Here is a 15499-nt window from a genome sequence, read left to right as displayed (position 1 = left end):
TAATCACTAATGTGTGAAATGCAATTGCCACCCACGCAGTTTACTTTTTTAGTATAGATATTTTACAAATTGTACTTACATTGCCTGTATAAACCCTGTCGCAATGAAATTCCCATCCATAAAAACGCTGGCCGAAGGCTTTCTGTCCACCTTAAAGCGCTATCCCTTTGAATTATTTTTTGCCCTTATTGGCACCATAGCAGGCACTATCGAGGTGGAACTTCGCCATTTGAACCGGGTACATGAAGGCTGGCTGATGCGCGGGGTGATGACGGCCAACCTGGGTTTGCTTTTAAGCCTGTCGGCCACGCTATTTACACAAAGCCGGCAGTTTAGCAAACAAAATAAACTCATTATAAAAACCATAGCTGCGCTTTTTGCAGCTTCGCTCATTTTCATCATCAATCCTATCGCCCGCGAAGCCGATTATATCCGGTTTTTCCTGCTATCGCTTTCGTTTCATTTACTGGTTGCCTTTGCGGCATTTACGGGCAAGGGGCAAGTTAATGGGTTTTGGCAGTTTAACCGCACCCTTTTTTTACGGTTTTTACTTAGCGTCCAATTCGGCGCAGCTTTGTTTTTAGGCGTTGCTGTAGCTATTGGTGCAACCAACTTTTTGTTCAATTTTAAATTTGAGTGGGATACTTATGCCATCCTTTGGATTTGGATAGTGGGCATTTTTACAACAACGATTTTTTTAGCAGGAGTACCCCAGGATACCCAATCACTTGATGCCGATTTAAGTTACCCAAAGGGGTTAAAGAATTTTGCCCAATATGTGCTTATTCCTTTATCTACCATTTACCTGCTTATCCTGCTGGCTTACGGGTTGAAAATATTAATACAATGGAGCTTGCCTAAGGGCCTGGTGTCAAACCTTATCCTCGGATACGCCGTTTTCGGCATATTATCTTTACTGTTGGTTTACCCGGTGCGTGAGCAAGCCGAAAACAGATGGATCAAAACTTATGCCCGCAATTTTTATTTTTTTTTAATCCCGCTACTGGGCCTGCTATTTGTGGCTGTAGGTGCCCGGGTATTTAAATATGGCATTACCGAGTGGCGTTACTTTTTATTGGCGCTGGCCTGCTGGCTTTTATTTATCTCTGTTTACTTTTTAGCCTTCAAAAAACAAAACATAAAGCTGATTCCCATATCGCTTTGCATACTAACACTGTTATCGGTTTACGGACCACAGAGTGCATTTTCGGTGAGTTTGTATTCGCAAAAGCGCATTATAGTTAAGTTTTTTGAAAAATATAACGCTTTAAAAAATGGCAAATTTATCAAGGTTGACAGTACTAAAGTGAATGTTAAGGATGGCAGTAAGATAGTAGCTACCCTAAATTATTTTGTGAGTAAATACGATTTATCGCCGTTACAGCCTTACTTTAACAAGGATCTTGCCATTGTATCCGACTCGTTAGGAAAAATAAAAAAGCCCAATTATCCAATTATGAATGGGTTTTACAGCCGCTACGAGTTGAGACAAAGTAAATATGAATGGGCAAGAACCTTCCTGGGCTTGCATCACTTTGAAGCCAATGACTATCCCGTTAGCGACAGCGCCAAGATAACCGACGATTATGAGTTTAGTGAAAAAAGCAAGATAAGGAACATCAAAGGCTACGATTTTTCATACAGCCCCGGCTATATGATTGATAGCTTAACCGACGAGCTTGGCGATTTACAATTAAATCATACTACGCTTGACAGCAGGGTTTGTATTTTAAAAATCAATAAAGAGAGCTTCCGGTTTGATGCCAACGATATTATCCAAAAATTGATGAAAGACCCGAAAAAGCTGGCTGCATATAAATCCCGCTTAGCCGCAGACGTTTACTCGGATATCTACAGAATACCGTCCGATTCTTTATCGCTTAGTCTCAAAAACAACAACTTTGAAGTAAAACTCCAGGTCGAAAATGTCCGCATATCGGCCCCCAAAGGAAAACAACCTCAATTTATGTTTTTAACCTTCACCTATTACATCAAACGTAGATAACAGAAGATTATCAATTCACCTGTATTACCACCGGCAGCCCTTGCATTTCCTTAACCGATTTTGCCATCCGTTTAATAAACAAGTAATTGGTTGTTCCGCCAATAACAGCACCAACAACCGGCACCAACCTTTCGGCAGTGCGTACGCCTAAATTTAAGATTATCTTTTCGGCAATGCTTTCCATCATGGTTTTACTAATGGCGATACCTGCTTCTACTTTAAAAGATATAGCTACCAGTTTCATAAACTCATCGAACCCCATTTGATAGCTGCCTCTGTTATGGTACATAATGGCCATAGTAACCCTGAATTGCTGGGTTATCAGGTTAAGCACATCAACAGGCATACCTATTACCATGGTTAAAACACCGCCGCTGCCCGATATGGCACCGCTGCCGGCAGCCATAATTGCGCACTGGTTTATAAATTTATCAAGGCCAAGTTTGTCGACGCCTTTTTTTACGTTCAATTGATCGATATGATCAAACACCTGCTTAAACCCATCGTGCGATAATTGTTCGGAATAGTGTTTTATATCGGTGCCTATTTGTTTTAATGATTTCATTTTTAATTGGTTTATTGCAAAAAGAGCAAGCCCTTGTAACATACTAAGCTATTCTCGTGCCAATTAATAAAGCGGGTAAATATGGCAGAAAGTTAACGGCTTTTTATCACCGCGCCCTTATCATCCAGGGTTTCAATTACGGGTTGATTTTGTTTGTTAATATATATCCTCAGCTTTGGCTTACCATTGGCATCGCTCAAAAATAAGCCCACATCGCCCCCTGCGTTTTTACCAACAAAAAGCCTTTCTTTGGTTACCCGGCCAGATGCGTTAAGCTTGTCAATTCCTGTTTTATATGCAACAGTATCATTTAATTTGTTCAGTGAATCAATATAAGCCAAAACCTTTGATGAAGGGAAATTATCGTACTTATCCCAAAGTTTCAGACCATAGCTTCTTTGCAATTGCGGGCCATTATTTTCCTGGCTATATTGAAGCTGCATAATCTGGTCGTTCTTATACTGATCGATGGAGTAGGTCATACTCGCGCTTTTTTTATCGCCATCATATACCAACCCGCCGCACTCATTGCCATCATCATTAAAAAATATCATGCCGGCTGGGCGGTCGCGTTTGGGCAGTTGTTTGCCGTCGATAGTGCCAGGGTGCTGGCTTTGGCGATTGCTTATGGCCATGCGTATTTTACCATCAGGCTCAACAATGTCAATCCGCTCGGCGGTTATTTGTTTAAAATGGGCTTGATTGCTCATCAGCCGTATAATAAAGCCAAAGCACACAATTATAGTTACCGTAAGTAGGGCCAGGTATAATTTTAATGTTTTTATTTGCTTAGGTAGATTTTCCATTGCTTCAATAGGTTTAAAATTGCAATGTAAATATATTTAAAGCGTAAAAATGAGTAAAACCGTAAAATGCTACGCATTAATAACCTATGTGTTTGTAAATTCGCCTTTTATAAAAAAATTACTGACGAGTTGAAAAATAACATTCTAATTGTTGATGATGTACATCCCATATTTATGGAGCTGGCCGAAGCCAAGGGTTATACATGCGATTACAGGCCAATCATAAAAACCGAAGAAGCTTTACAAATTATAGGCAATTACGCGGGCCTGGTTATCCGCTCAAAATTCCAGGTAACCAAACAAGTTTTTGATTTGGCCACAAACCTGCAATTTGTGGCCCGCGCCGGTGCCGGGATGGACAATATTGACGAGGCTTACGCCGCCGAAAAAAGCATTAAACTGATTAATGCGCCCGAAGGCAACTCCGATGCTGTTGGCGAACATGCCATAGGGTTATTGCTTTCACTAATGAATAATTTTAACCGGGGCGATGCCGAGATCAGGAATGGCAAATGGGAGCGAGAGGGCAACCGCGGCTACGAACTGAAAGGAAAAACTGTTGGCATTATAGGCTATGGTCATATGGGGCATAGCTTTGCCCGTAAGCTATCAGGCTTCCAGGTTGATGTAATTGCTTACGATAAGTATAAAACCGGCTTTAGCGACCGCCATGCGCGCGAAGTAAGCATGGAACAGATAGTAAAACTAAGCGATGTGCTAAGTATACACGTACCGCTTACATCAGAAACCAATGGGCTTATTGATGACGAATACCTGTTTCACTTTAAAAAGCCGATATTTTTTATCAATACCTCCAGGGGAAAAACCGCAAAAGTAAGCAGCGTATTAAAAGCCATTAAAGAAGGTAAAATATTGGGTGCAGGATTAGATGTACTTGAAGTTGAAAAATTCCCTACCCTGGCCGAGCAGGCCTGGTACGACGAATTGCGCCAAAGCGGCAAGGTTATCCTAAGCCCCCACGTTGCCGGCTGGACGTTTGATTCGTACCGGAAGATAAGTGAAGTGATGGCGGAGAAATTGGTTGATTTAGTTCATGGTTGATGGTTCATAGATCATAGCCGAATCCGCTTACTTTTTATCCATGAACCATCAACAATGATCCATGAACAGCCGAAGGCAAATAAATTTGCATATTAAAACTTAAATCACTTATCTTCGTTCAATACTAAACAAGACTATGTAGGCATGGCCCATATAGTCTTGTTTGTTTTTACAGTCGTTGCGTCCTTCTTAAAAAAGGGAGGGCGGTTTTTTTTGGACAACCAATAGGATAAATAATAATTAATTTACGTGTTATGGCAGAGGTATCATACTTTACCAAGGATGGTTTAGAAAAACTAAAAGAAGAATTACAAAGGTTAAAAACAACCGGCCGTGCGGATATATCAAAACAAATTGCCGAAGCGCGCGATAAAGGCGATTTATCGGAAAACGCGGAATACGATGCTGCTAAAGAGGCGCAAGGCCTGCATGAGGCCAAAATAGCCCAAATGCAGGAAACCCTGGCCAATGCCCGTTTATTGGATGAATCAAAACTGGATACATCAAAAGTGCTGGCGCTTTCTATCGTTAAAATTAAAAACCTTAAAAACGGCGCAACCATGAGCTATCAGTTGGTGGCCGAAAGTGAAGCTGATATGAAGGCTGGCAAAATATCAGTAGCATCGCCCATAGCCAAGGGCCTTTTAGGCAAAAAAGTTGGCGAAAAAATTGAGATCACGGTACCGGCAGGTAAAATTGAATTTGAAATACTGGAAGTTAGCCGGTAAGTTTTAATTTGAGAATTTGAAGATTTGAGAATTTGAAAATATCGAATCGCCCGGCCATCTTCAAATTCTCAAATCCTTAAATTTTCAAATAATTAACAATGAACATCTTTTCGAAAATTATAGCAGGCGAGATTCCGGCATATGTTGTGGCCGAGAGCAATGAGTTTTTGGCTTTTTTAGATATCAATCCACTGGCCGAAGGGCATGTGCTGGTGATCCCGAAAAAAGAAGTTGATTACATTTTCGACCTGGATGACGAAACTTATACCGGTTTGCAAATATTTGCCAAAATTGTGGCTACAGCCATTAAAACAGCTATACCATGTAAAAAAGTAGGGGTGGCTGTTATCGGCCTCGAAGTACCGCACGCACACATCCATCTTATCCCCATGAACCGGGTTGACGACCTTAACTTTTCGAGGCCTAAATTAAGCTTCAGTGCCGAAGAATTGAGTGTTACAAAAGATAAGATCAAAGCAGCGTTTTAAATACTTGTCTGCATTGATTTAAAAAAAATAACGGGGTATTGCTTAAAGCAATACCTTTTTTATTTAACCCTGAAGGCAAAACCATTCATGATTCCCCTGGCTTTGGTTAATACGGAAATATCAGCAATGGTATTGTAATATGCCCCGGCAGCGCTTCGGTCAAATAATCCCCAATGATCTCTTTAAAATGATAACGGTGGTTAACAAGCACCAGCACATCGTTATGCATTCCGTTAATTATAACATCAAGCGCCTTGTTAATGTCTTTTTCTCTGATGTTGTTAAAAGCAACCGGGAAATTACGGATATGATTTCCAACCCGTTCGGTAAACAGTTGCTGTCCATAACTTTCCTCGATATCCGGAATTCCCTTGGCCGACAAATGCGCTACAGCTACGCTGGCCTGCATAGGCTCGGCCAGTTGAACAAGGTATTTTACAACGGCAGCGCGGCAATACCGTAAATCGGCCATATAAGTTATATGTTGTATGTTCTTTAATGTCCAGTTTTCGGGCACTATTAGCAGCGGGCACTGCACTTTATTTAATACGCTTTGGAGGTTTAATAAAGGTTGTCGCGGCCCATTTTGCAACACGGTACCGCTTCCGCTTACCATTAGCCAAATATCATTTTTGATTATCATAGCGGCCAATTGTGTAGCATCAAAATCGGCGATATCCATTGCTGATATTTCGGGATGGTAGTTTGCCGGTTCCTGGTTAAGCGCATTTAACATTCGAGCTAAACGATCTCCGGCAATCAACGGTTGTTGAATACTGTGCCCGGCCAGCACTTTCGCGGAAACCATTGTATTAACCTCATAGGTATCGGCCACTAAAATATTGGCTTGCACCGCCCTGGCAATAGCGAAAGCCTGTTTTGATGCGTGGGTGGCTGATGGAGAACCATCGTTAATTACGATAATCGTTTTCATAGTGTCGGAGTTATAATTTTCAAGAGTAAATCTCACAAACGCTTGTCAGGGAAAACATGATTACGGTCATCCTAAAAATTGCTTGTAATCATCAATCATATAGGCCATATTTAAGCTGGCCTCAGTTACCTTCAAACCGGCCGGTTTTTTTATCAAGATTGATCTTATAAATAATAAGTTCAACTTTGTCGCCCACATCGCTGTCGTTTTCAGTTATCCCATGCGAAGGATGATTAGCGGGATGACTGGCCATGGGCATTATGCGATGTATAATTCCCTGCATCAGGCGAGCCTTTTCGTCTATATCGGTTATTTCTTCAAAATGCCCCCAGGCAACAACGCTTTTCCAGCTAAAGATGTTCTGGATGTCGTCAATTTCAAAACATACCTCAGGATTCTTTCGCATCATTTCAATTTTTTTACCATTTGCAGAATGGCTGTATATATATGGTGCGCTATAAACATAGTTTATCGGAACGATATAAGTCGTTCCATCGGCATGGCAAGCGATACGGCCGGTAACCTGCTGTTTCAACAAGCTTTCTATCTGCAAATCTGTAAGTGCTCCCAACATAATTTTTAATTTTAGCAATACAAAGTGATTAACAGCATCAAAACTAAGGCTGGTTCCCTTGTTTAAAAATGACCGTTTTGTTATTAAAAAGTGACTCCTGTCACTATCGCTTGCCAAAACCGCAAAAACGCGTCCATTATTATCACATCTGCCTTTATCTGATCCCGGTGATTGGAACCTTAGAGCGTTTAATTGCAGGTTTTATTTTCAGGGATATTGTTAATCCGATAACCGTTGCCATGAACTGAATATTTTTTTGGCTTTTTCAGAAAAAAGGCAAAGAGAGCGAGGTTCAGAAAGCCATCTCCGATTTTATATTATGTATATCAAATAGTTAGGCACTAATTCGGAGTTCGTATGCGTATCTTAAATGACTCCCAAATACCAGCATTTTTTCGAAAGACGCAAACTTTTCGGACTGATCCCAACTTCTGATTGATCCATAATAACTTGGTACGCCTTGAAACAGTAAAAACCCCTCAGATGATGTCATCTGAGGGGTTTTTACTGTTTCATTACTGAATTTGCGGAATGGACGGACGGAAACTGCTGAACGAACAGCAATTAAAGAACCAGACCCTCTTACATACTTCCACTCAGCTCAATGATGAAATCAGCCAACTGCGGGACTTTAATGGGATAGTTACCCATAATTTACGGGGACCAATAGCTTCCATAATTAATTTGACCGAGATGATAAGGACTGAAGGGTCGGACGAGGAAAAACGAGAACTGATCGAAATGCTATCCACTTCTGCGAAGGCTTTAAATGAGACGCTTGGCGACTTGATGCAGATTCTGGAAGTGAGATTGAACGGAAGTATTTTGGGCAAACGGTGTTCCCTGCAGGGGGTATTAGAGACGACGTTGAACATGTTTACTTCAGAAATTATTCGCTTCCGTGTGGAGGTGATCTCCAGATTTGAGGTAGGCGAAGTAAATTTCCCGAGGCTTTACCTGGAAAGCATTTTTCATAATATGATCAGCAACAGTATTAAGTATCAAATGCCGGATGTTAGGCTTAAAACTCTCCTTATACAAGTAATCCTGCTGAGGATTTTTTCAAACCGTTTTAAGAAAAATTGAAGAACATATCTGCCTGAGCTGGTTTGATGTGAAATTTCATTTCAGTCGCCAGGTTTTGATAAGTAATGAGGGCTAAGTTTTTTTGCATAGAATTTCGCCGCAGGGACAACTTTTTTATTTCGACAGGAAATGGCATCAAGGACATGTTCGAATAAATAATGAAAATCGGTCGTAACCTAAAATTCATGCTATATTATTGACAAAAGTTGACTTTTATTGCCGAATAGTGTGATGATGTCCTTTTCTGAAGGTATAGTTTTGAGCCAATAATTTATAAGCCATTTTTAAAAATTGAAGAAACATTTTAATGTTAACCCCAAGTATCATCAATAAGATGTGAGGGTATCAGGCTGTCGATGTTCCATGCAAACGATTTTTTATGCAATGCATCAACAGGCCGGAACATCAATGCATTTTCGACAATCCATTATTTACCAAAATTGATTTAAGTTAAAGTATCTACCATGAATATTAAACGCAGTGCATTATTGTTGGCGGCGGGCTTTGTAATTCTGTTAGGCTTAAGATCACAAGGCCAGTCTGCAACCTCAGGCAAGATCGATGTTATAACCGAAAATGATACCGCACGAAGTATCGCGCCATTCTTTACCCCGGCTACCGCATCAAAAAAAAACCCGAATGCCGAAGGATTTATTCAGCGCTGGTCACTATTAGAGCCCATTAACAAATCAATACGCAGTAATCTTGTTTTTACCGTTAACTATCTGAAAACGCAATTTGAAACCGATTATTTCTCAAACCAGTTTACGGTTATTCCCCGGAATGGAGAAAAAGTAAAAGCTGGCGAACAGGAATTATTATGGCATGCATTGGAAAGCCCCAATTTCAACATCAAATTATTCCGTCTGGCCTATGGGTTAAGGAAACAGACCTATGCTGTATTATTTTGGGCAGTAACCATAGTAAACAGCCCGCGGGAGATAAAAAATGTAAGATTGGCGGTGGGCTCAAACGGAGGATCAATGTGGTGGCTAAATGGAAAAGAAGCGGTAATACTTGATGGGGACAGGCGCATGGTAATGGATGATTGCGTTTCGCCCCGGCTGACGCTAAACAATGGGAAAAACATCATACGCGGAGCAGTAATCAATGGTCCCGGACTCAGTGATTTTTGTGTCCGGCTGCTGGATGAAAAAGGTGTGCCGATAAAAGATGTATCTATCACGCTGCAATAAATTAACTGATCATCGCATTTAACACCGGATTTGTAAAGCAATTGAGTTATTATGAAATTAATAGTAAAGGTATTAAGTACTATATCCCTGTTCTCATTATTATTAGCCCCACAGGCCAATGCACAAGTTGGCAAACCATTTATACATGACCCTTCCACCATTGCAGAATGCGATGGAAAGTACTACACATTCGGAACGTTTGGAGGCGGGTTAATATCCGAAGATGGCTGGACATGGAATGGCGGCGGAGTAAGGCCCGGCGGCGGGGCCGCTCCTGATGTATTAAAAATTGGTGACCGCTACCTTATTGTTTATGGCGCCACCGGCGGCGGCCTGGCAGGCGGTCATAACGGAACAATACTGACCATGTGGAATAAGTCGCTTGATCCAAAGTCCCCGGATTTTAAATACTCGGAACCTGTTAAAGTTGCTTCGTCTGATGGTATTGAAGACTGTGATGCGATAGATCCGGGGCTTCTGCTTGACCCAACCGATGGAAGGTTATGGTTATCCTACGGTACCTATTTTGGGTATATACGCCTTGTGGAGCTTGACCCTAAAACGGGTAAGCGTGTTGAAGGTAATAAGGCACTAAACATAGCTATTGATTGTGAGGCCACAGATTTGTTATACCGTGATGGATGGTACTATTTGCTTGGAACACATGGTACCTGCTGCGATGGCCCAAACTCAACCTATAATATTGTTGTTGGCCGCTCCAGGAAAGTAACCGGGCCGTACCTTGATAATATAGGAAGGGATATGTTGAAGGGAGGTGGCAAAATGGTAGTTGCAGCCGGCGACAGGCTGGTTGGGCCAGGACATTTTGGACGTATTATAGTTGGCGATGGCGTTGAAAAAATGTCTTGCCATTACGAGGCAGACCTGGATCAAAGTGGCCGTAGCGTATTAGGCATTCGCCCACTACTATGGAAAAATGGATGGCCGGTGGCAGGTGATAACTGCAAAGAAGGAACTTATGAGATTGAGTCTGAGCGAAGGGGATACGCCTTAGAATTGGGCGTTGATTTTACAAGAATGCCAGGCGGAATGCGATTTAACCGGAATAATGATGAACCGGTGAAACCGGTACCATCCCAGGAGTTAGCAGATGTAGTTTCCGGCTGGCCAGCCGGAAACATTGGTGTAAGGATAAGTGATTATATGTTTCGCCCACATCAAAAATGGGCAATTTCATCAGTCCCAGGCGCAGGGGGATACCTGGGCGGACCGTATTATAAAATAGTAATTGCCGGAACAGACCGCGCATTAGCAGCAACAGCCGAAGCTGAGCTTGTGACAGTACCAACGTTTACCGGAGCGCCGGAACAATTATGGCGAATTGATCAGCTGACTGATGGAACTTATCGGATTATGCCAAAAGTGGTTCCAAACTCGGGGGAGCAGCTGGCTTTAGTTTCATCTGGAGACAGCACCCCTACACTCGCCAGGTTTGATATGAATAGTGATAATTCCAAGTGGAATTTAAGGACTCACTGATGTCTTGTCAATGATAAAATGACGGGTAGTCTTTAGCCCAAAGTCTTAAGTTCTAAGCCAAAAAAGAAAATTCAACTTTAGACTTAGTACTGTTGACTAAATACTATTTTGTTGAAAGGCGATCTTGAAATACAACGAACTTGAAATGTAAATGATCAACGATATGAATTCAAAATGTTTAGTTATAATGTTAATGGCCACATTTGCCGGTAGCCTTTGTGAAGCTCAAACCGGCACAGGCGAGATCAAAGAAGATTTCCGGTCTTCAAGCCTTAACCAGCCTGGCCAGGAATATCCCCAGGTTAATTCGCAAGGTTATGCACGTTTTCGTATAAAAGCAACAAAGTCCGACAGTATACGGGTTACATTAGGCCTGGGCGGAAGAGGCGGGACTAAACTGGTGAAAGGTACCGACGGATATTTTTCGGGCACAACGGAAGGGCCAATGGATGAGGGTTTCCATTACTACCACTTAATAGTTGACGGAGGCATTTTTAACGACCCGGGCACGTTGAATTATTACGGTTCTACCCGTTGGGAAAGCGGTATAGAAATACCTGCTCATGACCAGGACTTTTACGCCTTAAAGGATGTGCCTCACGGCAATGTGCAACAAATATTTTTTCCTTCAAAAAGTACAAATACGCAGCGAAGGGCCTTCGTTTATACGCCTCCGGGATACGACAAGGAAAGATCGAGGAAATACCCTGTGCTGTATTTACAACACGGCTGGGGCGAAGATGAGACTGCATGGAGCAACCAGGGCCATGCCAACCTGATCATGGATAACCTGATTGCTGAAGGCAAAATAAAACCTTTTATTATAGTGATGACCTATGGCATGACCAACGATATTAAAATGAAACCTGGTGGCTTGAGGGATTTTAAGATAGATGCTTTTGAAACTGTATTAACAGATGAATTGGTACCTTATGTGGATGCCAATTTCCGTACGGTTGCCGATAGGGCACACCGCGCTATGGCAGGGTTATCAATGGGCGGCATGGAAACGCATTTAATAACACTTGCCAAGCCCGATGAATTTGCCTATTACGGTCTTTTAAGCGGCGGGATTTATACGCCCGCTGAGTTAAAAGATAAACCTAAGGCTAAACTTATTTTTATAAGTTGCGGAAGCAAGGAAAATCCTGCTGGCGTAAATAACGCCGCGGCTGCATTAAAAGAAGCAGGCTACAACGCCGTGTCTTTTATTTCAGAGAATACTGCCCATGAGTTTCTAACCTGGCGCCGCAGCCTGAAAGAACTTGCGCCGCTACTGTTTAAAGATTAAGCTGCCTTGTTGTGTTAATATATTTAAGTGCGCTTAATTGTGAGTAAAGCAATTAAGCGTGTTTTTTGCTATTTATGCATATAATACCATAAACCAACCATGAGCAAAATTTTGAATAACTATTTTCTGGGCTTCGCTTTTTTTTTGTTGGCTACCTCCGCCTCTTTTGCCCAAACGGCTCATAATCCAATTATTTATGCGGATGTGCCTGATATTTCAATAATCAGGGTAGGCAATACTTATTACATGAGCAGTACTACCATGCATATGAGCCCCGGGGTGCCGATAATGAAATCTAAAGATTTAGTTAACTGGAAACTTGTTAGCTATGCGTATGATATTTTGGATGATACCGATGACCTAAACTTAAACAATGGTAAAAGTAGCTATGGGCGAGGTTCGTGGGCAAGCAGCCTGCGCTATCACAATGGCATTTACTATGTATCTACTTTTGCGGGCAACACCGGCAAAACTTATATTTATACCACGCATAATATTGAAAAAGGCCCGTGGAAGGCTTTATCCTTTAAACCAAGCCTGCATGACCACTCCTTGTTTTTTGACGATGATGGCAAAGTTTATATGATTTATGGAAGCGGGCGCATCATGCTGGCACAATTGAAGGATGATCTGTCCGGCTTAAAACCCGACACAAAGCCACAGGTGCTGATAGAGAACGCCAGCCTGGCTGCAGGGCCGAATTTAGGATTGCCGGCAGAAGGCTCGCAGATGTTCAAAATCAACGGGAAATATTACCTGTTCAATATTTCGTGGCCGCGTGGTGGAATGCGAAGTGTTCTTATTCACCGGGCAGATAATATTACCGGCCTCTACGAGGGCAGGCTGGCATTGCAGGATAAAGGCGTAGCGCAGGGTGGTTTGGTGAATACACCCAATGGCCGGTGGTTTGCCTACCTTTTTCGCGATTTTGGTTCGGTAGGCCGGGTGCCTTACCTGGTGCCGGTAAAATGGGAGGATGGCTGGCCTGTATTGGGTATAAATCATCAGGCCCCAGATACCGTCGGGTTACCGGCAAATAAATCATTAATGCCGGGTATCATAGCCTCGGATGAGTTTAACCGCAGGCCTGGTGAGCAAGATTTGCCCCTGGTTTGGCAATGGAACCATAACCCGGTTAACCAATTATGGTCGCTGCGTCAGCGTAAAGGGTATCTTAGGCTAACTACAGGGAGGCTTGATACTACTTTAATTACGGCGAGAAATACGCTTACACAACGTACGTATGGCCCTGAATGCTCGGCCATTACAGCTATTGATGTATCCGGGCTTAAAGATGGTGATTGTGCCGGCCTTGCGTTGTTACAGCAAAAATTTGGATGGGTGGGTGTAAAGGTTAAAAACGGGAATAAGTTTATCGTTATGGTAAATGCGCAGGGCGGTTCGCCGGCCGAGTTGGCAAGTATTCCGTTAGTCCAAAACCGGGTGTATTTGAAGGCCGCGTGTGATTTTAGGGATAGGGCCGACAAGACTTATTTTTATTACAGCATCGACGGAAATAATTGGGTATCCATTGGCACCACGCTTCAAATGGCGTATACTATTCCGCATTTTATGGGTTACCGGTTTGGTCTTTTTAACTATGCAACAAAAGTTACCGGCGGATATGCCGACTTCGATTATTTTCGGTTAGGCGATAAAATAGCCACCCAACATTAATTCGGTTGTTTATAAAGATAGGGGAAGTTATAGCAACACTTAAAACAGGGATACGCTTTAAACGAAGCAAATACCCTTATTTGTTTGATTATAAACACCAGTGTTGCAATTGTATTAATCAGTGTTATTCTGAAATGAGTAATCCCTTTACCTTGCGGCACTATCTTGTAAATGATGATGAATTTTAAAAAATGCGCGGCGCTGATTGTATCTATCTTATGGTTTAATTGCTTAATGGCGCAAAACCCCCTTATACAAAACCAGTTTACTGCCGATCCTTCGGTACGTGTTTTTAATGGCAAGATATATCTTTACCCTTCACACGATATTCCCGCTACCCCCGGGCATGGCCGGGCTGGCTGGTTCTGTATGCAGGATTATCATGTGTTCTCGTCAGCCAACCTAACCGATTGGACGGATCACGGCGTAATTGTAAGCCAAAATAAAGTGCCATGGGCCGACTCGGCGGCATATAGTATGTGGGCGCCTGATTGTATTGAGCGGGCAGGAAAATATTATTTTTATTTCCCGGCACCTGCAAAACCTGGCGGCACCAAGGGCTTTTCAATTGGTGTTGCAATAGCCGATAAACCTTACGGCCCATTTGCTCCGCAACCGTTGCCCATCGCCGGGGTTCATGGTATAGACCCAAATGTGCAAATTAATAAGGACGGACAGGCGTATATTTACTGGGCGCAAGGAAACCTGTACGGCGCTAAACTCAAAGCTAATATGCTTGAACTGGCATCAGAGCCGATAAAACTTGATGGCTTCCCCGATAAGGGATTAAAGGAAGGGCCTTATTTATTTGAACGAAAAGGTATCTACTACATGACTTATCCGCATGTGGCCGATAAAACAGAACGACTTGAATATGCCATGTCAGATAGTCCCCTTGGGCCCTTTAAATATGCCGGCGTACTTATGGACGAATCAGCTTCAGGTTGCTGGACAAACCATCAATCTGTCATAGAATTTAAAAATCAATGGTACTTGTTTTATCACAATGACGACTTATCGCCAGCCTTTGATAAAAACCGGGCGGTACGGGCCGATAGTTTGTTTTTTAATGAAAATGGCACAATCCGTAAGGTCATCCCTACACTACGTGGCATTGGCGTAACCGCCTCATCAACAAAAATACAGGTAGATAGGTATAGCGCCAAAAGCGCGAATGGAGTAGAGACGGAGTTTATAGACACACTAAACAAATTCAAGGGCTGGAAAGCGGTTTTCAATAAAGCCAGCTCATGGATAAAATATAACAATGTGTTTTTTGGTAAACAAACAGCGGGATACGTTAATGTAAACGCTTGTTCGGCAACCGGTGGAACATTATTAATTAGTACAGAAGATAACCCGGACAAGGTTATAGCAAAAGTTATTATACCAAAGGGCAACAACTGGAGCATTGTTAAAAAAACATTAATATCGATGCCTGTAGGCATCAAAAACATTATTGTACAAACAGAAGGTAGAGGCCACGTAGAAGTTGACTGGATAAGCTTCAAATAAACCGTACTTACCTAATGTTTCCGGATAAAACTATCCGTATTAAACATATTGAGATCAGCATGTTTACGCCAT

At 42.2% G+C, this 15499-nt stretch carries 14 protein-coding genes; 10 read left to right on the top strand and 4 right to left on the bottom strand.

The genetic code is table 11. The features are described from left to right. The first annotated feature begins 103 nt into the window (after window positions 1-103). Window positions 104-2005 (top strand): DUF4153 domain-containing protein, encoded by a 1902-nt coding sequence (locus BMX56_RS19970; protein WP_090651445.1) that lies wholly within the window; start codon window positions 104-106, stop codon window positions 2003-2005. A 10-nt stretch (window positions 2006-2015) separates the two neighbouring features. Here BMX56_RS19970 and BMX56_RS19965 read toward each other — a convergent pair whose 3' ends face one another. Together BMX56_RS19965 and BMX56_RS19960 are read right to left on the bottom strand one after the other, a co-directional pair. After that, entirely contained in the window at window positions 2016-2570 is a 555-nt protein-coding gene (locus BMX56_RS19965) for a hypothetical protein (protein WP_090651637.1), read from the bottom strand. Window positions 2571-2662: 92 nt separating this feature from the next. Continuing rightward, window positions 2663-3376, bottom strand: coding sequence for a hypothetical protein (locus BMX56_RS19960; RefSeq protein ID WP_090651444.1), 714 nt, complete (start codon window positions 3374-3376; stop codon window positions 2663-2665). Window positions 3377-3505: 129 nt separating this feature from the next. On the opposite strand from BMX56_RS19960, the gene BMX56_RS19955 reads away from it, so the two are divergent. The 3 genes from BMX56_RS19955 (at window position 3506) to BMX56_RS19945 (ending at window position 5654) form a co-directional block, all read left to right on the top strand. After that, window positions 3506-4438 carry an NAD(P)-dependent oxidoreductase gene (locus BMX56_RS19955; protein ID WP_255369877.1) on the top strand — a complete coding sequence of 311 codons (933 nt, stop codon included), beginning with the start codon at window positions 3506-3508 and terminating at the stop codon, window positions 4436-4438. Window positions 4439-4692: 254 nt separating this feature from the next. Beyond that, entirely contained in the window at window positions 4693-5166 is a 474-nt protein-coding gene (gene greA / locus BMX56_RS19950; protein ID WP_090651442.1) for a transcription elongation factor GreA, read from the top strand. Between the two features lie 98 nt (window positions 5167-5264). Next, entirely contained in the window at window positions 5265-5654 is a 390-nt protein-coding gene (locus tag BMX56_RS19945; RefSeq protein ID WP_090651441.1) for an HIT family protein, read from the top strand. Between the two features lie 106 nt (window positions 5655-5760). Here BMX56_RS19945 and BMX56_RS19940 read toward each other — a convergent pair whose 3' ends face one another. Then, window positions 5761-6588, bottom strand: coding sequence for a universal stress protein (locus BMX56_RS19940; RefSeq protein ID WP_090651440.1), 828 nt, complete (start codon window positions 6586-6588; stop codon window positions 5761-5763). 121 nt (window positions 6589-6709) lie between these two features. After that, window positions 6710-7162, bottom strand: coding sequence for a pyridoxamine 5'-phosphate oxidase family protein (locus BMX56_RS19935; protein ID WP_090651636.1), 453 nt, complete (start codon window positions 7160-7162; stop codon window positions 6710-6712). Between the two features lie 531 nt (window positions 7163-7693). On the opposite strand from BMX56_RS19935, the gene BMX56_RS19930 reads away from it, so the two are divergent. The 6 genes from BMX56_RS19930 (at window position 7694) to BMX56_RS19900 (ending at window position 15427) form a co-directional block, all read left to right on the top strand. After that, a complete protein-coding gene (locus tag BMX56_RS19930; RefSeq protein ID WP_090651439.1) occupies window positions 7694-8248 on the top strand; it encodes a histidine kinase dimerization/phospho-acceptor domain-containing protein in 555 nt (184 codons plus the stop codon). A gap of 464 nt (window positions 8249-8712) precedes the next feature. Continuing rightward, window positions 8713-9444 carry an acetylxylan esterase gene (locus BMX56_RS19920; protein ID WP_090651437.1) on the top strand — a complete coding sequence of 244 codons (732 nt, stop codon included), beginning with the start codon at window positions 8713-8715 and terminating at the stop codon, window positions 9442-9444. A 51-nt stretch (window positions 9445-9495) separates the two neighbouring features. Continuing rightward, the gene (locus tag BMX56_RS19915) at window positions 9496-10944 is read left to right on the top strand and encodes a family 43 glycosylhydrolase (RefSeq protein WP_090651436.1); all 1449 of its coding nucleotides are present in this window, start codon (window positions 9496-9498) and stop codon (window positions 10942-10944) included. A 193-nt stretch (window positions 10945-11137) separates the two neighbouring features. Then, entirely contained in the window at window positions 11138-12235 is a 1098-nt protein-coding gene (locus BMX56_RS19910; protein WP_255369876.1) for an alpha/beta hydrolase-fold protein, read from the top strand. A gap of 99 nt (window positions 12236-12334) precedes the next feature. Beyond that, complete coding sequence (locus tag BMX56_RS19905; RefSeq protein WP_090651435.1) at window positions 12335-13912, top strand: glycoside hydrolase family 43 protein; 1578 nt, start codon at window positions 12335-12337, stop codon at window positions 13910-13912. A gap of 234 nt (window positions 13913-14146) precedes the next feature. Beyond that, complete coding sequence (locus tag BMX56_RS19900; protein WP_218152462.1) at window positions 14147-15427, top strand: family 43 glycosylhydrolase; 1281 nt, start codon at window positions 14147-14149, stop codon at window positions 15425-15427. Window positions 15428-15499 lie beyond the last annotated feature (72 nt).

This window comes from Mucilaginibacter sp. OK283, assembly GCF_900110415.1.
Lineage (GTDB): Bacteria > Bacteroidota > Bacteroidia > Sphingobacteriales > Sphingobacteriaceae > Mucilaginibacter.
This window is presented reverse-complemented; position numbering and strand designations above follow the sequence as displayed.

Coding starts and splice junctions, on each gene's coding strand:
- BMX56_RS19970 (WP_090651445.1), top strand. CDS start 104: ATGAAATTCCCATCCATAAAAACGCTGGCCGAAGGCTTTCTGTCCACC.
- BMX56_RS19965 (WP_090651637.1), bottom strand. CDS start 2,570: ATGAAATCATTAAAACAAATAGGCACCGATATAAAACACTATTCCGAA.
- BMX56_RS19960 (WP_090651444.1), bottom strand. CDS start 3,376: ATGGAAAATCTACCTAAGCAAATAAAAACATTAAAATTATACCTGGCC.
- greA (WP_090651442.1), top strand. CDS start 4,693: ATGGCAGAGGTATCATACTTTACCAAGGATGGTTTAGAAAAACTAAAA.
- BMX56_RS19945 (WP_090651441.1), top strand. CDS start 5,265: ATGAACATCTTTTCGAAAATTATAGCAGGCGAGATTCCGGCATATGTT.
- BMX56_RS19940 (WP_090651440.1), bottom strand. CDS start 6,588: ATGAAAACGATTATCGTAATTAACGATGGTTCTCCATCAGCCACCCAC.
- BMX56_RS19935 (WP_090651636.1), bottom strand. CDS start 7,162: ATGTTGGGAGCACTTACAGATTTGCAGATAGAAAGCTTGTTGAAACAG.
- BMX56_RS19930 (WP_090651439.1), top strand. CDS start 7,694: ATGGACGGACGGAAACTGCTGAACGAACAGCAATTAAAGAACCAGACC.
- BMX56_RS19920 (WP_090651437.1), top strand. CDS start 8,713: ATGAATATTAAACGCAGTGCATTATTGTTGGCGGCGGGCTTTGTAATT.
- BMX56_RS19915 (WP_090651436.1), top strand. CDS start 9,496: ATGAAATTAATAGTAAAGGTATTAAGTACTATATCCCTGTTCTCATTA.
- BMX56_RS19910 (WP_255369876.1), top strand. CDS start 11,138: ATGGCCACATTTGCCGGTAGCCTTTGTGAAGCTCAAACCGGCACAGGC.
- BMX56_RS19905 (WP_090651435.1), top strand. CDS start 12,335: ATGAGCAAAATTTTGAATAACTATTTTCTGGGCTTCGCTTTTTTTTTG.
- BMX56_RS19900 (WP_218152462.1), top strand. CDS start 14,147: ATGGCGCAAAACCCCCTTATACAAAACCAGTTTACTGCCGATCCTTCG.